The sequence below is a fragment of the Flavobacterium sp. UBA7682 genome, assembly GCF_002482945.1.
Taxonomy (GTDB): domain Bacteria; phylum Bacteroidota; class Bacteroidia; order Flavobacteriales; family Flavobacteriaceae; genus Flavobacterium.
Genome location: NZ_DLGY01000038.1, coordinates 22,327 through 41,435, shown reverse-complemented (window position 1 = coordinate 41,435; position 19,109 = coordinate 22,327). Strand labels below are relative to the sequence as shown.

The 19,109-nt window shown below is 35.6% G+C and carries 26 protein-coding genes; 10 read left to right on the top strand and 16 right to left on the bottom strand.

All coding sequences use genetic code 11. From position 1 onward, the window contains the following. Positions 1-45 precede the first annotated feature (45 nt). The 8 genes from B3C16_RS11170 (at position 46) to B3C16_RS11135 (ending at position 6,671) form a co-directional block, all read left to right on the top strand. The gene (locus B3C16_RS11170) at positions 46-594 is read left to right on the top strand and encodes a carboxymuconolactone decarboxylase family protein (protein WP_291131677.1); all 549 of its coding nucleotides are present in this window, start codon (positions 46-48) and stop codon (positions 592-594) included. An 81-nt stretch (positions 595-675) separates the two neighbouring features. Continuing rightward, positions 676-1,089, top strand: coding sequence for a nuclear transport factor 2 family protein (locus B3C16_RS11165; protein WP_291131675.1), 414 nt, complete (start codon positions 676-678; stop codon positions 1,087-1,089). Between the two features lie 237 nt (positions 1,090-1,326). After that, the gene (locus B3C16_RS11160; RefSeq protein ID WP_291131673.1) at positions 1,327-1,941 is read left to right on the top strand and encodes a pyridoxamine 5'-phosphate oxidase family protein; all 615 of its coding nucleotides are present in this window, start codon (positions 1,327-1,329) and stop codon (positions 1,939-1,941) included. Between the two features lie 5 nt (positions 1,942-1,946). Then, a complete protein-coding gene (gene fabF / locus B3C16_RS11155) occupies positions 1,947-3,206 on the top strand; it encodes a beta-ketoacyl-ACP synthase II (RefSeq protein WP_291131671.1) in 1,260 nt (419 codons plus the stop codon). Between the two features lie 306 nt (positions 3,207-3,512). After that, complete coding sequence (locus B3C16_RS11150; protein ID WP_291131669.1) at positions 3,513-4,187, top strand: peroxiredoxin-like family protein; 675 nt, start codon at positions 3,513-3,515, stop codon at positions 4,185-4,187. A 181-nt stretch (positions 4,188-4,368) separates the two neighbouring features. Further along, complete coding sequence (locus B3C16_RS11145) at positions 4,369-5,151, top strand: DUF1223 domain-containing protein (RefSeq protein WP_291131667.1); 783 nt, start codon at positions 4,369-4,371, stop codon at positions 5,149-5,151. Between the two features lie 24 nt (positions 5,152-5,175). After that, positions 5,176-5,871 carry a phosphopantothenoylcysteine decarboxylase gene (locus B3C16_RS11140; RefSeq protein ID WP_291131665.1) on the top strand — a complete coding sequence of 232 codons (696 nt, stop codon included), beginning with the start codon at positions 5,176-5,178 and terminating at the stop codon, positions 5,869-5,871. Between the two features lie 86 nt (positions 5,872-5,957). Then, the gene (locus tag B3C16_RS11135) at positions 5,958-6,671 is read left to right on the top strand and encodes a hypothetical protein (RefSeq protein WP_291131663.1); all 714 of its coding nucleotides are present in this window, start codon (positions 5,958-5,960) and stop codon (positions 6,669-6,671) included. 138 nt (positions 6,672-6,809) lie between these two features. On the opposite strand, the gene B3C16_RS11130 is transcribed toward B3C16_RS11135, so the two are convergent. The 16 genes from B3C16_RS11130 to B3C16_RS11055 all read right to left on the bottom strand — a co-directional run bounded on the left by B3C16_RS11130 (position 6,810) and on the right by B3C16_RS11055 (position 17,473). After that, positions 6,810-7,238, bottom strand: a complete 429-nt coding sequence (locus tag B3C16_RS11130) for a GNAT family N-acetyltransferase (RefSeq protein ID WP_291131661.1) — start codon at positions 7,236-7,238, stop codon at positions 6,810-6,812. Positions 7,239-7,352: 114 nt separating this feature from the next. Further along, a complete protein-coding gene (locus B3C16_RS11125) occupies positions 7,353-8,522 on the bottom strand; it encodes an MFS transporter (protein WP_291131798.1) in 1,170 nt (389 codons plus the stop codon). A 26-nt stretch (positions 8,523-8,548) separates the two neighbouring features. Continuing rightward, positions 8,549-9,496, bottom strand: a complete 948-nt coding sequence (locus B3C16_RS11120; RefSeq protein WP_291131659.1) for a ketopantoate reductase family protein — start codon at positions 9,494-9,496, stop codon at positions 8,549-8,551. 2 nt (positions 9,497-9,498) lie between these two features. Beyond that, entirely contained in the window at positions 9,499-9,858 is a 360-nt protein-coding gene (locus tag B3C16_RS11115) for a hypothetical protein (protein ID WP_291131657.1), read from the bottom strand. Positions 9,859-9,956: 98 nt separating this feature from the next. Next, positions 9,957-10,502 carry a YceI family protein gene (locus B3C16_RS11110; RefSeq protein WP_291131655.1) on the bottom strand — a complete coding sequence of 182 codons (546 nt, stop codon included), beginning with the start codon at positions 10,500-10,502 and terminating at the stop codon, positions 9,957-9,959. 8 nt (positions 10,503-10,510) lie between these two features. After that, positions 10,511-10,852, bottom strand: a complete 342-nt coding sequence (locus B3C16_RS11105) for a hypothetical protein (protein WP_291131653.1) — start codon at positions 10,850-10,852, stop codon at positions 10,511-10,513. Positions 10,853-10,862: 10 nt separating this feature from the next. Beyond that, entirely contained in the window at positions 10,863-11,726 is an 864-nt protein-coding gene (locus B3C16_RS11100; RefSeq protein ID WP_291131651.1) for a DUF5777 family beta-barrel protein, read from the bottom strand. A 4-nt stretch (positions 11,727-11,730) separates the two neighbouring features. Continuing rightward, positions 11,731-12,126: an OB-fold protein gene (locus B3C16_RS11095; RefSeq protein ID WP_291131649.1), complete on the bottom strand. Its 396-nt coding sequence runs from the start codon at positions 12,124-12,126 to the stop codon at positions 11,731-11,733. A 21-nt stretch (positions 12,127-12,147) separates the two neighbouring features. Then, the gene (locus B3C16_RS11090) at positions 12,148-12,924 is read right to left on the bottom strand and encodes a T9SS type A sorting domain-containing protein (RefSeq protein ID WP_291131646.1); all 777 of its coding nucleotides are present in this window, start codon (positions 12,922-12,924) and stop codon (positions 12,148-12,150) included. A gap of 5 nt (positions 12,925-12,929) precedes the next feature. Next, positions 12,930-13,448 (bottom strand): ankyrin repeat domain-containing protein, encoded by a 519-nt coding sequence (locus B3C16_RS11085; protein WP_291131644.1) that lies wholly within the window; start codon positions 13,446-13,448, stop codon positions 12,930-12,932. Positions 13,449-13,549: 101 nt separating this feature from the next. Continuing rightward, positions 13,550-14,476, bottom strand: a complete 927-nt coding sequence (locus tag B3C16_RS11080) for a hypothetical protein (protein WP_291131642.1) — start codon at positions 14,474-14,476, stop codon at positions 13,550-13,552. A 63-nt stretch (positions 14,477-14,539) separates the two neighbouring features. After that, complete coding sequence (locus B3C16_RS11075; RefSeq protein WP_291131640.1) at positions 14,540-15,217, bottom strand: Crp/Fnr family transcriptional regulator; 678 nt, start codon at positions 15,215-15,217, stop codon at positions 14,540-14,542. A gap of 111 nt (positions 15,218-15,328) precedes the next feature. Next, positions 15,329-15,616, bottom strand: coding sequence for a hypothetical protein (locus tag B3C16_RS11070; protein ID WP_291131638.1), 288 nt, complete (start codon positions 15,614-15,616; stop codon positions 15,329-15,331). Positions 15,617-15,629: 13 nt separating this feature from the next. Beyond that, complete coding sequence (locus B3C16_RS11065) at positions 15,630-16,181, bottom strand: carboxymuconolactone decarboxylase family protein (RefSeq protein ID WP_291131636.1); 552 nt, start codon at positions 16,179-16,181, stop codon at positions 15,630-15,632. 104 nt (positions 16,182-16,285) lie between these two features. Next, positions 16,286-16,876, bottom strand: a complete 591-nt coding sequence (locus B3C16_RS11060) for a Crp/Fnr family transcriptional regulator (RefSeq protein ID WP_291131635.1) — start codon at positions 16,874-16,876, stop codon at positions 16,286-16,288. Positions 16,877-17,029: 153 nt separating this feature from the next. Next, a complete protein-coding gene (locus tag B3C16_RS11055; RefSeq protein WP_291131633.1) occupies positions 17,030-17,473 on the bottom strand; it encodes a YHS domain-containing (seleno)protein in 444 nt (147 codons plus the stop codon). A 227-nt stretch (positions 17,474-17,700) separates the two neighbouring features. On the opposite strand from B3C16_RS11055, the gene B3C16_RS11050 reads away from it, so the two are divergent. Both B3C16_RS11050 and B3C16_RS11045 read left to right on the top strand, forming a co-directional pair. Continuing rightward, entirely contained in the window at positions 17,701-18,225 is a 525-nt protein-coding gene (locus B3C16_RS11050) for a YybH family protein (RefSeq protein ID WP_291131631.1), read from the top strand. A gap of 54 nt (positions 18,226-18,279) precedes the next feature. Next, the gene (locus tag B3C16_RS11045) at positions 18,280-19,104 is read left to right on the top strand and encodes an RNA polymerase sigma factor (protein ID WP_291131629.1); all 825 of its coding nucleotides are present in this window, start codon (positions 18,280-18,282) and stop codon (positions 19,102-19,104) included. Positions 19,105-19,109: the final 5 nt, after the last annotated feature.

Genomic DNA, 19,109 nt, shown 5'->3' with positions numbered 1-19,109 from the left:
AATGACAAACAAAAAAATTATTATAACATTAAAAATTAAAAAATTATGGCACGATTAATTGCTTTAGATCCTGAATCTACAACCGGGAAATCAAAAGAATTGTTTAACGCGGTACAAGGCAAATTAGGAATGGTTCCTAACATGATGAGAACAATGGGAAATTCACCTGCAGTTTTAAATGGTTACCTTTCTCTCAGCGGAGCGCTAAACGAAAGCTCTATTGGTGGAAAATTAAATGAATTACTTGCTCTTACAGTAGCCAACGCAAACGGTTGTGAATATTGTAACGCAGCACACACGTTCATCGGAGGTCAACTATTAAAAATTGATTCTCATACTATTGAAGATGCTCGTTTCGGAACTTCACATGATGAAAAAACTAACGCTGCACTTCAGTTTGCAAAAACAGTAATTGCGACCAAAGGTCATGTAGAAAGCGCAGCAATTGAAAATGTAAAAGCAGCTGGTTTCAATGATGCTCAAATTGCAGAGATAGTAGGAGCAGTAGCTTTAAATATCTTCACAAATTACTTCAACAATGTGGCTAAAACAGTAGTTGATTTTCCTCAAGTTGAATTAGTGCAACAAGCCTAATTCCTGAGATACTAAAAATGGTAAATCCACAACGGATTTACCATTTTTATTTAAATAAGTACAAACATAAGGAAGAACATCATGGAACAAAGACACCCTTTACCGCCTTTTACATTAGGAACGGCAATACAAAAAATTCAATTAGCAGAAGATGCGTGGAACAGTAAAGACCCGGAACGAGTTTCGAAAGCATATACTATAAATAGTGAATGGCGTAATAGAGACACTTTTGTTTACGGTCGTGAAGAAATTATCGCTTTCTTAACCAAAAAATGGCAAAACGAACAACACTACAAACTAAAAAAGGAATATTGGGCACATACTGATAACCGGATAGCGGTGCGATTCGAGTACGAATACCAAAATAACAACAGCCAATGGTTTAGAGCTTACGGAAATGAAAATTGGGAGTTCGATAAAAATGGCCTAATGCAAAAAAGATATGCCAGCATTAATGACAAAGAAATTAAAGAAAGCGACCGAAAATTTAAGTAATCAAAAGCCGGAACGCTACTATAAAATAATTATTAAATGCTGTACGACAGGTATAGTTACTTTGGTAGTCTCTATTACAAAAGTTGGTGGCAAAGTGCTTAGTTACATGCATGGACAAGCAAGAACAGTTTAGGAAGTACAGAAATTGCCTTTTGGAGTGAAAATAAAAATTTCGGGTACAGCCGTCAAAGAAAAATTAGGTGAATAACAACTTAGCAACCATTAAACCTAATAATTATGAACTATCACAAGTTAGCTTTTACAGATGCGATTAAAAAACTACAGGAAGAACACGGCAGTCGTGGTGGCTATGACCACATGGAAGGCCGGTCTTCTGTAGAAGGTTTATCATACGATGAAATTTCTTTTATCAGTGAGCGAGACAGCTTTTACATGGCTTCATTTGGAGCTAACGAGTTTCCTTACATTCAGCATCGCGGTGGCCCGGTAGGTTTTATAAAGATTATCGACGAAAAAACCATTGGTATAGTAGATTTTGCCGGGAATAAGCAATACATATCATTAGGGAATGTGTCACAACACAACAAGGTGGCATTAATGCTAATGTCCTATCCACAAAGAGCTAGATTAAAGATTTATGCAGAAATAGAAATCAAGGAACTTAAAGACTTTCCCGACCTATACGAGAAATTAAAACCACAAGACTATAAATTTAGACCCGAGCGAATGATGGTATTCAATATCAAAGCGTTTGACTGGAACTGTCCTCAACATATTACGCCACGCTTCACCGCGGCAGAAATAGAAACAGCATTCGCACCGCAAAAAAAATATATAGCAGATTTAGAACTACAAATCGAAGAGCTTAAAGAAAAGCTTTCTAAAAAATAATAACAATGCAAGTAGAATTAAAAAGAGTGGTAATTACTGGTTTAGGTGTAGTAAGCCCGTTGGGAAATGATATCGAAACATTTTGGAAAAATATAGTGGCCGGTAAAAGTGGTGTGTCACCAATCACAAGTTTTGATACAACCAATTTCAAAACTAAGTTTGCTGCCGAGGTAAAAGACTTTAATCCCTTGAAATATTTCGAAAAATCTGAAGTTCGCAAATACGATGCGTTTACACAATACGCAGTTGCCGCCACTGAAGAAGCCATTTTCGATGCTAACCTCGATTTCAATACGCTAAACAGAAACAAAATTGGTGTAATTTGGGGATCAGGTGTTGGTGGTATCAACACTTTCCAAGAGCAGATAGCAGAATATGTCTTAGGCAACGGCATACCACGATTTAATCCATTTTTTATTCCAAAAATGATTGCTGACATACCATCGGGGATTATTTCTATACGTTATGGTTTACATGGTTTAAACTTTAGTACAATGAGTGCTTGCGCCTCATCCAACAACGCCATCATAGACGCATTTAACTATATTCGATTAGGCAAAGCCAACATAATAATTACTGGCGGTTCGGAAGCCGCCGTTAATGAGGCATCTATTGGTGGTTTTAACGCATCAAGAGCCCTTTCTACAAGAAATGAGGACTATCAATCTGCTTCTAGACCGTTCGACCCAACCCGTGATGGTTTTGTGTTAGGAGAGGGTGCCGGAGCACTAGTTTTAGAAAGCTTAGACAGCGCTTTAAGTCGCAAAGCCACAATCGTAGCCGAAATAATTGGCTCAGGAATAGCGGCAGATGCTTACCACCTAACGAGTACTCATCCGGAAGGAGAAGGTGCCTACTTAGGAATGCTGGATGCTTTAGAGGAAGCCAACATTGCCCCTAGTCAAGTTGACTACATAAATGCTCACGCTACTTCCACACACATGGGCGATTTAAGTGAACTAAAAGCTATGGGAAGAGTATTCGGTAACAGAGACTCATTAGCAATAAGCGGCACTAAATCTATGACAGGTCACCTTTTAGGGGCAGCCGGTGCTGTGGAAAGCATTATTACGATATTAAGTATCAAAAATGGCATTATTCCACCTACAATTAATACTACAAGTATTGATGAAGATTACGGAACCAAATTTAATTTTGTCTTACATACAGCCGAAATAAAAGACATTAAAATTGGATTAAACAATACTTTTGGTTTTGGGGGGCACATAGCCTCTACATTATACAAAAGATGGAACAACGAGTAAATGCCTGCAAACGAAATATATAACTTAATGGCTAAATCAACTTACACCCAGAAAGCTACATTATATCGAAGAAGTTAAAGCTGATGCACACAGCTATAACGGATTTACACCAGAGTATCGTTACATCGCTAATAAAGTAAAACTACAATAGCAATAACACCCATAATCATACCATCATTGAAGCCATTTTAAAATAAAAATAGTAAACTAGTTTAACTAGATTTCCTAATGTAGTTTATTTTATATCTGATAGACATATCCCTACTTTGCATTGTCAATAGTGACCAATTAGAAAAACAAAATACGATGTCAAAAACAAATCAAATTCCTGTTTACAAAGATGAAAATACAGTTTTAAAATCAAATCTGGCTACAATGATTCCGGCAGAATTATTAAATGTCTTTACCAGTGACGCAGCGCAATTGGGGGTAACTTACAGTAATCCGTTAAAAGTAGCGGTTGGCGACAAAGCATCATTGTTCAGCTTAACAAATGCAATAAATAAAACAGTTTCGCTGGAAGAGCTCTTAAAGAATGGTCCTGTAGTAATCACATTTTACAGAGGAAACTGGTGCCCGTATTGCAATTTAATTTTAAATGCCTATCAGAGAATACTACCCCAAATTAAAGAGTTGGGAGCTAACTTAATAGCAATTTCTCCTCAGAATCCTGACAGTTCATTATCGATGAAAGAAAAACAGGAACTGCAATTTGAAGTCTTAAGCGATAAAGGAAATGAGGCAGCAAAACACTATACAACCATTATCAAGAATTCAATAGAAGCAATCGATTCCGCAAGCAAACTGGGTGTCGATTTTTATGCTCATTACGATGATCAGTCAAGAGACATTCCAATACCTGCGGTGTTTATAATTAACAAAGAGGGTATAATTACTTTTGCAAAATCAGAGGGAGGAGACTACAGCTTAAGGATAGAACCAAAAGAAATACTGGATGCCTTAAAAACACTAAGCGCTTAATTACTGTTTTCAGCATCTTCAATTAATTAGTAAGCATTGCCTTTTTTTGCAGGCAATGCTTTTTTTATAGTACAAAAACTCATTGCACTGAACAAGTTAATTTAGGCTTAAAATAAGCCTATTTGTAATATATGCGACATTTTGCCTTTTTTCACAAGTGTAACTTTGAGAAAAAATTAAAATGAAAGAATCAATCACCAAAACGATACTATACTCAGGAATAGTAATCATCAGCCTTACATTATCTAGCTTTACACTCCAAAAGCTAATTCAGAAAAAAGAAGAAAAATCAGAAAACAAGGGCTTCGCCGTTCTCGAACTTTTTACGTCACAAGGATGCAGCAGCTGCCCTCCTGCCGATGCCGTACTGGGTAAATATGCCTTACAAAACAATCCCAATATTATTCCATTGGCGTTTCATGTAGATTATTGGAATTACATCGGTTGGAAAGATCCTTTCAGTAAAGCCGAATTTTCAAATAGACAAAGAGATTATGCAAAAAAAATGAATACGAAAGGAACGTATACCCCTCAAGTCATTATCAATGGTAAATACGAATTGATAGGCAGCAAAGAATCCGAAATACAAAATAAAGTAACCCGCGAACTAGCAAATCCTTCTAAAGAAAACATAGCAATTAGTGAGGCTGTAGTAACTGACGGAAAACTAAGAATAAACTATAATGTAAAAAGTATTTCCCAAAGTGGTGTTGTGAATGTAGCATTGGTTAAGAAAAAAGAATTCACGGCAATTAAAAGAGGCGAAAACAGCGGGCTTAAACAAACCAGTTATAATATAGTTGTAGGTTTTAAAACAGTGCCTTTACAAAAAAAGAAGATGGATGCTGTTGAATTTGATTTTCCGAAAGAATGGTTACCATCAGATTTTACTGTGGTTGCCTATTCGCAGTCATCTTTAAACGGAGTAACAACCGCTGCTACTCAGGCAACAATACAAAACTAATACAGTTAAAATACAAGTAATAACATGAAAAATACGCTCTTCAAAAAAAAGATACTAATTACTGCTGGACCTACAAGAGAATATATTGATCCTGTCCGATTCATTTCTAACGAAAGTACCGGAAAAATGGGATATGCCATTGCCGAAGCACTGCATCAAATGGGTGCCGATGTCATTTTGGTTAGCGGACCGGTGTCCATAAATTCTTCATTTCCAAAAAATAAAATAATACAAGTAATCAGCGGTAACGATATGTTTACAGAATGCGAAAAATATTTTAAGACTATCGATATAGCTATTTTCTGTGCAGCAGTAGCCGATTATACGCCCATAGTAACTTCGAAAATTAAAATAAAGAAAATCGAAAACAATACTTCTCTTGAACTTCAGAAAAATAGAGATATCGCTTATGAGTTTGGAAAAATAAAGCGCAACAACCAAATAGCTGTTGGATTTGCTTTAGAAACTAACAATATTCACGAAAATGCCATTGGTAAATTAAAAAAGAAAAATTTTGATTTAATTGTTCTAAATTCTCCTAATAAAAATGAAGGTTTTGGTTTCGATACTAATAAAATAACTATTATTGACAGCGAACTGTCGCTTCATAGTTTTCCATTAAAGTTGAAAAAAGAAATTGCTAACGACATAATATTCTATATCAGAAACAGCAACAAATTAGTTACTTCAGAAAATAAACTAGAACAAATAGTTGTTTAACCCTTTTGATACATCCAACAGTAAATAGAGTTTCAAATTGGCAAATGCTATATCGGATTTAACTTTTGACTTCAGCATATCAAATCATGATAACAACGAAAATAAAGCTTTTATATTTAGGTATCGTAGCCTTCTTTATGTTGAATTCCTCTGCACAAACTATTACTCAAAATTTTTCTATTGAAACCTTCCCAAAAGAAACATTGCAAAATTGGAAGCAAGATTTTGGAACAAACAAAGTCATACCCGAAAAATACGAAGCTCAAATTTTGATAGCGCTATCCTATTACCCGGAATTAAAAGATACGCAGATTGAATTTCGGGTAAAAAAAACTAAAACGCCGCTAACCTCCAAACCAAACATCTTAAGCTTTCTCCTTTCGGCAAAAAAAAGAAAGTATTGTGTCACTATCAGTGAACAATCAAATACTTACTTAGAACCTATTTTGTTCAAAAATCTAAGCTTTAATGCTCAAATCGGAGTACTGGGCCACGAATTAGCACATATAGCCAACTACAGGCAAAAAGGTTTTGGAAAAATGTTCAATATTATTGGAATTGAAATTTTTTCTAAAAAACAAGTCGATAAGTTCGAATACAATACCGATAGAGTTTGTATCAATCATGGTCTTGGCTATCAGTTGCTCGATTGGAGTAAATGGGTCAGACAAAATCTCGGACGGGATAATTGGAGAGGCGCCAATAACATCACTATCAATCCCAAAAAAGAAAGGTATATGAATCCCGAAAGTATACTTAAAATGATTAATGAACTCCCAATTTACAACCTAAAACAGTAAAGGAAATTGCCTACGAGTTAGGTGTTATGACGATGAACATTATTTTAGCCGCTTCTTTAAGAACAATGCCGATGTTTCTCCTCAAAATGTACAGAGAAACAGTTGGTTTTGCCAGAGCAGCAAACTGAAGTTCAAATTTTAGTAGAGTTCCTTTTTTAGCATAACCATATCTCTTAACATCGTCCCATTTTCGAATATTGGTTTTGGGTAGTTGTCTATAAAAAAGTCTTTTTTAATGGCATAGGTAACAAAACCGTTTTTTAAATAAAATCGAAGCTGACCATAATCAACGTCAGTCGTACCCAAAATAATTTGCTTGTAATTTTGTTGCAGGGCGATAGTTTTAATTTCTCCAAGGATAAAGCTTCCAACATCCGAATTTTGAAACTCAGGTGCAACGGCCATATTTTTAATTTCTACCTCATCATCTGTATGTCTTAATAAAGCAAAAACAGCTATGGCGGTACTCGCTGCAGACGTTTGAACTACATATAAGTCGCACTTATCGAGGTACTTTTCAATAGCCTCCACCGTTTCATCGGCCAACAATAATAAGTCAAAAGGCATAACGGCCTGATTGCTTAGTTTACGAACGCTTAGTGACTGTGGTCTCAAACTTCAATTAATTTACAGTTTAATAAAAAGCTAATATACTTAATACAGATAAGCATTTCCGCTCCATTAAGCAGATAACGGGTTTTTCTTCAGCATCGCCACAAGACCTAATATTGGCCCAATGCCCAATACCATGTAAACAAAACGGCTGTCTACTATAGCAGTTAATTCATTGAGGATTTGAATACTCACAATAGTAATAGCAAAACCCAAACTGGTAACAAAAGTCAGTGAAGTGCCTTTCGTTGCTTCCGGGGCTAATTGAGCAACTAAAGTTGAAAATAAAGGAGAATCAGCGATGACAAAAAATCCCCAAAATAGCATAAATAGAATAAAAACAACAGCCGAAGGATGGAGCAGGAACAGGGGCGAAAACAAACAACAAAGGCAGGAAAATAAGAGCGAAACCATGGCAACTCTTTTCACACCAAAATAGTGTGAAAACAAACCGCTCAGCACGCACCCAATCCCACCAACGGCAATAACCAGGAAGGAGAAAAAAGGAACATTCAACGAAGCATTTGTGTAATAAGAATTATAAGCCGTTAGCATCACTGGTACAAAAGCCCAAAAGGTATACAACTCCCACATATGTCCAAAATAACCAAAAGCAACAACACGAAACTCCCTGTCTTTAAAACCACTTAATAATGTTGAACCCACTACTTTTTGAAAAGGTTTGCGATAAGGCCCAACAGAAACAAAAAAATAAACCAATAATCCTCCAAAAATAGCCAACCCCGAGGTAATAATGATAACGTATTTCCAATCGAAAGTAAAGGTAACGCTTTTTAAAAAATGAGGAAAAGCAGTACCAAGTACCAGAGCTCCAACTAAAAAACCCAATGATTTACCTAGACTCTGCTGATAATAATCAGCCGCAATTTTCATACCCACAGGGTAAATGCCCGCCAGAAAAAAACCGGTTCCAAAACGAAACAATAACAACTCCGAAATCCCATTTCCTTCAAACAAAATACAGAGATTAAAGCAACTACCCACCAAGGCACTTAGAAAAAAAACAAGCGAAGGAGAATACCGATCTGCCAAACTAAAAAAAGCAAACACAAAAGTACCACCAACAAATCCAAACTGAACTGAACTGGTTAAATAAGCTAAAGAACCGGAAGTAAGCTGAAAGCTTTGAACAATGTCTGCCATAACAGCATTACTGGCAAACCAAATGGAGGCACAAACAAATTGAGAAAAAACAAGAAGTACCAATACTTTTTTCATCATTTAGCAATATCACAATTAAATTATTATTTCAACTGATAACCCAATTTCCATTGAGAGTAAGTCGACATAATAAAATCATATCCCGGTGTTGGCACACCTAATCTAAGTCCCGAAATGATCACATATTCAGTCAAAGTCTGAAATTCAGTCTTTCCCCCTTTTAGAAAATCATTATGCATCGAGGAAGTAGCACTATAGGGCAAAGCAAAAATTTTCTTCATTGTAATTTTAACAATATTAGGAAGTAAAATGCCATTGGATTCAGCAATACTAGCCACATCTGAAACCAATTCTCGCAACAAAGTAGCATACTCTTCATTTTCTAATATAGAACCTATGGGCAAATTCAAATAACTGGTCAAAGTGGCCAAAGAAGAAACAAATACAAATTTCTCCCAAAGCAATTGCTCAATATTGCGCGAAAGGTAACAGTCAATACCATCTACACTAAGTATGGCAGCAAATTCACTTTGTTTTTCCATCGAAACAGTAGCAGAACCAAAATACAAACTATGCAAATCTCCCTTAACTTGTACTGTAGCGGGTGCAACTAGCTGGGCAACAATATAAACGCACCCATCCAAAACTTGATTAGCTGGATAGATTTTTAGAGTTCGTTCCCTAGCATCAACGCCATTTAACAAAGGAAGGATAATCGTTTTTTCCGTGATACAGCTTTTTAAAGACAATAAACTTTCTTCAAGGTCATAACTCTTGACGGCACAAATCAAATAATCAAGCGTACCAACCTCATTCGAAGTACTGGCAACAAGACCAGGGTAAGCAAAATATTCCGAGGTAGGGGTTAATAAAGTAAGGCCATGCTCCTTAATAATAATAGCATTTGCCGTTTTAGTAATAAAGACTATTTCAACACTCTTAGAAGTAGCATACTTTTGCGCTAACTTACCACCAAAATAACCACCAACACCTCCTATTCCTAATATCCCAATACGAATCTTTGTATTCATAGCTACCAATATCTTTTAAAACTACCGTAATCTGTAAACAACCACGTCAAAAAAACCACTAAAGCAATCCCTAAATAAAAGTTTCTGGCTAAACTATTGTCAACTACACCTAGAACAAAGGCCGCGATAACAAGTAAAATTGAAACTACAACCTCAATTGTACCATGAACTTCAAAAGGAACTACTTTAAAGAGTCCCAACTCAAAATTAGTTAAAACAGTTAATACAAAATGGATACCGGCTAAAATATAAGTAAAAAGCGAAGTAGTCGCAGGCAGGTTAAATAAATGCGGCGAGACTAATAAAAAAGCAACCACCACATAATCTAAAAAACCATGAATTTTGGAATTTATAATTTTCATAATAAAATAATAAAGTTAGTAAAAAAGAAAAAATAACGGAGTGCATTACGCTCCGTTACTCCGGTTTAGAACAATTAAGTCTAAACAAACAATGAAAATTATTTATCTTCAAGAGCAAAATTCAAGTAAACCTTAACATTATCAGAAACTTTACTTTTAACAACGTTAGGAATCTTGATGCCAAAATCCTGAGGTTTTAAGTTAAAAGAACTGTTTGCAACTAATTTACCATTAGCGGGTGTGAACGTAATTTTAGCTTTAATTTTCTTGGTCACGCCATGTAAAGTTAAATCGCCTTCAACATCATAAGTCCCTTTCGTCATAGCCCCTTTTGAAGCATCAAAATTTAAAACCTTACCTTTAAAAGTAGCCTTAGGGAAAGAAGACGACTCTATATAATTTTCATTAAAATGCTCTTCCATCAACGGAACTTTAAACCGAAAAGCCTTAACCAAAGCCAAAACAACAAAGTCACCACTAGCTTTGTCAAAAATACAGGAGGCAGTAGTATTTGTTGCAGCCACTTCTTCAAAAGCGGGCATAGAAGCTTCAAACTTTAATTCTCCCGATCGGGTAATCATTTTTTGAGCTTGCAAAGTGCCTGATAATACTAAGCACAATAGTAAAAAACATAAATTTTTCATTCAAATAATTATTGATTAATAAATCCGTTCTGACTCCATAAAGTAATGGCCTCAATTTGATTTTGGGGTAACTGCCCTCCAAGCGGCATTCTATCGCCACAACTCTGACCACTAATTCTGCACAGTAAATTGCCATTAATGATTTGTTCCTTCACTTCATCATAAGTTTCAAGATTAGGATACTGGATACCGCTCGAATGACATTCAAGGCAATTAACAGTAACTATAGGCTTAATATTGGCAACATAAGTTGGATTGGATATCGCTATACCCGAAATTTCATCATAAGTTCTCGTTTCACAAGAAGCAAAAGAAAAGGCTAGTACTAAAAACACTAGTAATTTATTCATAAGTTATAATTTAAAAAACTCTGTAAATGTTAAAACCAAAGAAAATACCTTTATCATCCCACTTACCAAGAGCATTCGTAAAATAAGAAACATCATTCAAGGCCTGACTATTTGAAAAAACAAGCTGAAAAACATGTCCTCCGGTCTCAATATCCAAACCCACAGTTAAGGGATTGTGATAGTAATCATGCTCTACCTCATTAATCCTGCCAGCGTACTCAAGATTAAGACTTAATCTTTTCGAAAGTTTATACCTTCCACCACCGGCAACTAAAAACTGATTTTCTTTTTCGAAATTGGGATCAATGAGATTTTTGTGAATGTAGATAGGGTTGACCTCTAAGGAAAACGATTTAGAAAATTTTCTGGAAATGGGCAATTGAAAAGAATAAGCCAAGCGATCAGATCCTTTCAAGTCCGGATAAACATCAGTTTTTAATTTAGTATTAATATCCATGGTAGTATAGCCAACAATGGTAACCGGAAAACCATCAACCTCTTGCTGCAAAAACCTGATTTTTCCCGACAACTCATAGGTTTTGTTGTATGTATGCCTCGAAAACCCCACGGTCAACCAATTGCGTACACCATACAATCCACCAATTTTGGTCAGCGCATTATCCAGTCCGAAAAAATTATCCAAACCATTGGTAAGATCACCAAAACGGTGCGATACCAAAAAGTACCATTCACCTTTAGCAGCCAGCTTCGTCGATTGCATTGTTGTAATTTGTAGCCCCTTAAAAGCCGCATCAGCAACCTCTTTTTTAGAATTTTTATTGTCATTCAATTCATTTAGCAAATCATCCTGAGCAAACAAAGGAGTAAACGAAAAGAGCAACAGTAAACAATATAGTATTTTAATATTTTTCATTAATTTAGTTATTAGTAGGCACAAGACACTGGTCCATTTTTACTTCCTCCAACAAATCATCATAACCAGTGACCCTGCCTTTTATTTTTATTTTGTCTCCCTTTTTTATCGAACCTACAGCAGTAAACTGACATGAAACACCATCCTCTAGTGTCAATACGTTCTGGTCTATAGCAGCTACAACGCCAGTTACTTCAACAGCTTTGTTGATATATTTCTTGGTAGCTGCATCGGGGTTTGTAATAAATTCTTGCTTCCAGGTTTTACTCATTAATTCAAAAGCTGCGGCTTCACTTTCAAGGTTTCTACTCCCCGCAGTTAGTGCATATTGATATCCTAGGAAACCCACGAGAGCCAGAATCACAACACTTAGAAGTATCCTTTTAGTTACTTTATTCATCAATTAGTTTTTAAAATTAAATTAGTCAATCAAGACTTTTTTCCAAAAAACAGACTGGCCATCAGACAATTCCAGCAAGTAAACACCTGCTCCCACATCACTCAAATCAATAGTATTGTCATAATTACTCGCATCAAAACGGGTAATAAAACCTCCCGTTTGAGTATAAACGGCAATAGAAACAAGAGGAACTTTACTAATCAAAGTAAAATTTCCTGACGATGGGTTCGGATAAACAACCGTAGAGCGTAAAGAGAAATCATCAACTCCCAAAGTGGTAAAAGGAGTATCAATCGAATAACCTCTGTTGCCACCGTGATAGGCCAAAGTGTATCCCGTAGTATTTCCTCTCGACCAGGCTAAGTCAATCGAAGAATTGGCATAAGTAAAAACATAATCGTTAGCATCACCGGTAGTAAAAGGCCTGGTAAACACCACCGTGCGTAAACCAGTTGATGGACTATTATTGGTATTAGAAACTAATGTCCAATTATTCACAGCGTCAACACTAGGTGTAACACCAACTCCATTTTGCCTGGCATCAACCAACGTAGAATTATTCCAATAAACAACATCTGTTCCCGCCAGCATACCGTCACCAGAAGCAAACGAACCAAATTGAAGGGCAAACCATCGGTCATTAGGACCCGTCAAAGTTAAAGTCACAGTCGAAGTGGTATTATTCAAAGTAATAGTAGCCGACATCAAACTGTTAAGCGTCACTAAACCAGTGCTCTTTTGTTGCGAAAATCCCAACGAACTTAGCAGTAGTAACAAGGCAATGAAAAGTTTATTCATAGTATTTAGTGTTTTAGTAAGGCAATGATATCCTCATTATTCGATTTGGCTGCAAGTTCAAAAGCAGTAGCACCACTACTGTCTTTCAAACTAAGATTTGGATTAAATTTTAGCAAGAGCCTAAGCATTTCAACATTTTTAAACAGAACAGCAAAATGCAACGCACTCGACTGGTTAGCATCCACAGCATTAACATCACTATGCGCTTCCAGTAATTTCTTTGCAATGACAATATTTCCTTTAACAACTGCCGCCATAAGTGCAGTCCCCCGGCCTGAACCATAATTAATGTTCTTAACTTTATCAGCTAAGAAAACAGCCACCTCGGTATTACCGTAATAGGCAGCCAAAATCAACATACTGGAACCATTGGCATCAATAGCATCAACTACATTCTTGTCTGAGTTATACAAAACCACCAGGTCAGCCAAACTACCTCTTCGGGCAACATCAAAACAGTTAGCTTCTTGGGAAAAAGAATGAATCCAAAAAAAACACAACATAAATACAAAGGACACTCGCATTAAATAAATTTTTATGTTTCATCAGCAGTTGACTTAAAAATAGAGCTATTCCATTTTATCGAAATAGCTCTACAACAATAATCAATCAACCAATAAATCAATTATCTTACAACTGGGCAATTTACATTAGCTCCTGCCGGAGTACTTGTAAAACTGGCAGCTGTAGCCAAGCTCGAAACATTCGAAAAATTGGCATTATCTAAGACCAAAACACTCCAAAGCGGTGAATAACTGGCATCACCCGGAACAGTTGCAATAACATTGTGTGTTTGCTGTGTTGTACCTTCAACGCTAAACCCGGAAGCAGGTCCCGAGGCAGGGTTACTGCTATCCGGATTAATGGCGAACATAACATATATCGGAGAAAGCGGAACCAAACCCGAACCAGTTGTCGTTAAAGGAGCTTCTTCAAAACTAAAATAAGCAACTGCTTTATCCTTATACCAACCCAAGGTCAATACGCTGGCTTGTGCGGGCACTTTACTTCTGTTGGCGGTTGAGCCAAAAGGTACAACAGGGCAATTTACAATAGCATTAGTAGGAACTATAGTGTAATTGGATGCCAAAACTTCAGTGGCACTAGTGATAGAGTTTGGAACATAGTTATCCGGTACAATTACCTTATTAACTAACCAAAAATCATTGTAATTAGCATCACCGGGAATGGTATTAATAATGTTATTTTGCCCGGCTATTGGGGTACTTTGATCCATTTTGAAGAAAACATAAATGGGCTGTGGAGTCGTTGGCTGTACATCAAAGTTGTAGTAGGCTACATGATTTCCATTTTTATCAAGCCCCAACGTTATAAAAGGACCATTATCAAAATTAATTGGCGCATTAGCTGCCGGCAAACCATTTGAACCATTTCTAACCATTAAATGACCAGCAGCTGCGCTAAAACGGTCAACACTAACTTTAGGGGCTGTGTTAATATCATTAGCAGTTGAATTTGAATCACTGTCGCTTGAACATGAAACGCTTACTAGGCCGACAATACCTAACAACGTTAATAAACTTTTTTTCATAGTAATCTGTATTTTTAAATTTGAGAGACAAAAGTAGCTGGCTGAAAAAACAAAAATTGTTAGCTAGCTAACCAAAAGTGCATGTTTTAAAATAATTTCCTTCCTTTCAACAGCTAAAACACCTTCAGCTTTTAATTGATTTAGAAAAAGATTCAGGGTGGGACGCGATGTCCCAATTAAAGCAGCCATTTCCTTTTGACTGTAAGGATGCCTGATGATCATATCTCCGGTAACGGCATTTTTATAGCCAAACTCATCCGCTAGATCTTTCAAAAACTCAATGAGTCGCGTTTTGGCATCCTTAAACAATAAGATTTCCAATCGCCGTTCTGTCTTCTTAAAACGGAATCCTAAAAATTTATAAATGAAAAGCGAAAAATCAACATTTTCGCGCATTAAATTGACCATAGTGTGCTCTGTCACCGGGCAAAGACAGGTACCTTCCTCCACTACCTGAGCAAACTCCTTTCTTACATGTTCTCCTAAGAGTACTTTCTCACCAAAAATGTCGCCATTGGACAAAATAGCCAAAATGATTTCCTCTCCTTCTTCATCAATATGACCAATCTTTACTTTTCCCTTATCAATCAGGTACAGCTTATCTGCAGAGTCTTCTTCAAAATAGATATAATCCTTTTTTTTATAACTCAACAAAGGATGCGCTTTCTTATACTCCTTAAACTTTGGAGGACAAATGATATTATACATGTTAATGTCTTCCAAAAACCAAAGTGTTTTCATGATGTTATTATTGTAATAAGAACTGTTAGTTATGCATTGCGCTGGAGTAAAAACCTTTGCGCACAATTAAAAAAACTATGGTGCCAAAACACCATAGTCATTTCGTAAATTTTAAATTCTATTATAGTGATTCATTTCAAGAATCAAAAAAAGATAAGGCTCAACCAGTTGATGAAAATCATGATACAATCTGTCATTTCTGAATTGTTCTAAATGAACTTCTTTAGACGGCCAAACTACCCTCCAAGTGAACAAGGACGCATCATCTGTATTTTGCGAAAATTCTACATCCAAAGTCTCACCAAATTCTTCAAGGATAATACAAGCCTGCTTTATTGTCTTAATAAAGTCCGACCGCAATTTTTCATCAACTCTAAACCGAACATATTCTATACTCATAACGACCCAAATATTAAATATTAGGCACCGCATCCCAATCAACAGGGATCTTGGTAGTATTGTGCAGATAGTTCGAAATAACCTTATCTCCTATTAAAACAATAATATCAATTAGGTTTTCTGTAGTATAACCGCTTGCAAAAAGGGTGTTTAACGCTTTTTCAGAAGCCCTGCCTCTACTTATGGTAGTCTCTTTTACAAATTTGGCTAAAGCATCAAACTTGTCATTAAAACTAATATCAACTCTGCGGATGGCTAGAATTTCGTCGTCCGTAAAGCCATACATCTTGCCAACAGCAGTATGGGCAGCAGTACAATATTTACAATCATTAATCTGACTCACTACTAGGTTAATAATTTCCTTCTCTTTAGAATCAAGAGTTGTCTTTCTGTTTTGTAAAGACAAATAATCTTCCAAAGCATTTTCATGAAGGGCAAAAGTGGCGTAAAGGTTCGGCACTTTTCCAAAGGCACTTTGCATATGATCAAAAATAGCCTGATTGGTGGGAGACACTTCGTCTCGGGTAGGTACTTTAAAAGTTACGGTGTGGGTTTGTGTTGACATGTTACTTTTGTATTAAAATTTAGGTGTCAAAATTGACTATACAAAAGTGAAAGTAATGCTCGTCAAATAAAATCAACTAGATTAAAAAATAAAGGTAAACTAGATTAACTTTTCTTTGTTTTCCCATTTCTGATTTTACTCAAAAATTGAGTGCTAAAACCCAAATAGGAAGCCAGCGCATACTGTGGCACCCGCTGAACTATCAAAGGATGCTTGTGCACAAACTCTTCGTATCTTTCCTCAGCTGATTTGCTCAGATTAGATAACATTCTTTGCTGCAAAAAGGAAAAGGAACGTTGGGTGATAATTCTGAAAAAACGTTCAAATTTAGGGACAACCTCCATCAAAAGTTGCTCCGAATTATAATCCAATTGAATCAAAATAGTGTCTTCAATGGCTTCGACAATTAAAGTAGCAGGAGCCTGATTGATATAGCTGCTGTAATCAGATATCCACCAATCTTCAATGGCAAAGGCAATGGTATGTTCCTGCCCTTTTGAATCAACCAGATAAGCGCGCATCGCGCCTTTTAAAACATAGCTTCTGTAATTAGCAACAAATCCCGGCTGAACAATAAATTGCTTTTTCTTGACGTGAGTTAATTTTAATAACGAGCAAAAATAAATTTCTTCTTCAGGAGTTAACTGTATGTGTCTGGAAATATATTTTACTAATGCTGAAAAATCTTGATTCATAAACATTTTTTTTAATGCAACTTAAACACGAAATGGCAGTAAGCAATGCTAACTACCATAAAAACAAATACCCTTTTTACCAGAGCTTTATTTGTTATAAATTAAAAAAATCCCCTTGCAACAAAAGGACAAAAGGATTTTTATAATTGCTGCTTATTCAGTAGCATCTTTTATTTTTGGCCACTCGGCATTGGCTTGTTCAATCAACTCCTTTTGATTTTTACTCCACTTCTTTTTAACATCCTTGTTATAATTTAAATAGAGTTTACCATCCACTATGGTCCACGCTTCCGGATCAGTTGGTGCTTTGTGTCCTTGCGAAGTCCCGTAAGCACAATACCCGCCAAATTGGGGAGCATACTTCTCAGGATTGGCTTTAAAGGCCGTTAAATTTTCTTTGGAAGAAAAATACCAGGTAGCTTCTTTCCATTTAGTGGAATATTTTGTGTCGCCAACTACAGCTTTACTTTCAGTAAAATAAGCCACTGCATCGTAACCGTTAATAGCTCCTTTTTTGTTGCTGAACACTTCTGAACTTTGCGCTTGTACTACTAAAGTGGTAAACACAAACGCGATCAGTAAAATTGTCTTTTTCATTTTATTTAGATTTAAATTTTAAACAAAATTACTGTTCAATATCAAACTAAATTGTCAGCTACATTACACTAACGCATTTTTTTAACCAAAACACAAAAACGTAAAGTGTAAACAAGATAGTTAAGCTTCAGCTTGCCGTAAAAAATCCTTTGTAAAATTCACAGTTGCCACTTTTACCTGTCTAAATAATGTAGCCAAAATGAATTGACTATGCTAAAACAAAAAATATGCAAAAAACAAGTATTTTATTAATTGTATTAACATTTGGAATTATCTCAAATGGGAATGCACAGACAAAACAAAAGGTAAAAAACAATCAAACAACTCAAACAACAAACAAAAAAATGGAAAACAATTTTAACGATGAACAGAAAAAAGTATTCAACACTATTGAAAAAATGGTAACGGCTTTTCAAAACAAAGACATTGACGGAGTTTTAGCTACTTATGAAGATAATGCTATTGTAATGTTTGAACCTCTGAAACCCGTTCAAGGAAAAGAAGCTTTAAGAGCCTTCTTTACTCAATTTGTTGGTATGAACCCTCAATATACTTTTAGCAGTCACGAAATATATATTTCAGGCAATATTGCAACTCATATTGCACCTTGGAAAATGGTTGGACAACTTCCTGATGGCACTAAAATAGAACAAAGCGGTCTATCAGTTGCCATTTTAAGAAAGCAGGCAGACGGTAATTGGCTTATGATACAAGACAATCCTCACGGACAATTCTTACTTGGTAACAATTAAAAAACATTATTAGGGTTTGCCTAATGGTAAACCCTAATTTATTACTTTTAAATAATGGAAGAAAAAGAACTTATAAAATCGTGTATTGAAGGAAATAAACAAAGCTTTGAGAAATTGATTAACGCAATTCAACCGTTAATTTTTAATTTATCACTTCGCTTTCTCTGGAACAGAATGGACGCTGAAGATGCAACACAAGAAATACTAATCAAAGTAATTACTAATTTAAGTAAATTCAATGGTCAAAGCAAGTTTAATACTTATGTTTATAGGGTTGCAACGAATTATTTAATAAATCTGAAACAAACAAATCTTGAAAAAACATTGACTTCATTTGAGGTTTTTGCAGACGATTTAAAAGCAATCAAAGAACCAACAAGTTATGATTTAGCCGACAAGAATCTCTTAGAAAAAGAAATGAAAACAGGATGTACTATGGCAATGTTGCAATGTTTAGACCGGGATTTAAGAATAGCATTTATACTTGGTAGTATTTTTAAAATAAAAAGTAATGTTGCTTCAAACATTACCAATACAACACCTGAAAATTTTAGAAAACGACTTGAACTATCAAGAAAACGGATTGGAGAATTTTTAAACTCAAATTGTGGAGTTTATAATCCGTATAATAATTGTCGATGCAACAAAAGAGTTAATTCTGCTATTTCTTGTGGACGAATTGTAAAAAACAAACTGAATTTTGCTGACAAAATTGAAAGTTACAACGAAGAAATGGAAGAACTAAATTCTCTTTCAGGAATTTATCAAAATCACGGAACATTTAAAAATGACATAGATTTTATGAAACAGCTAAATGAAATTATAGAAACAAAAAGCATAATAAACGACAACAGAATAACTAAAAAGTCGGGCACATAATTTAG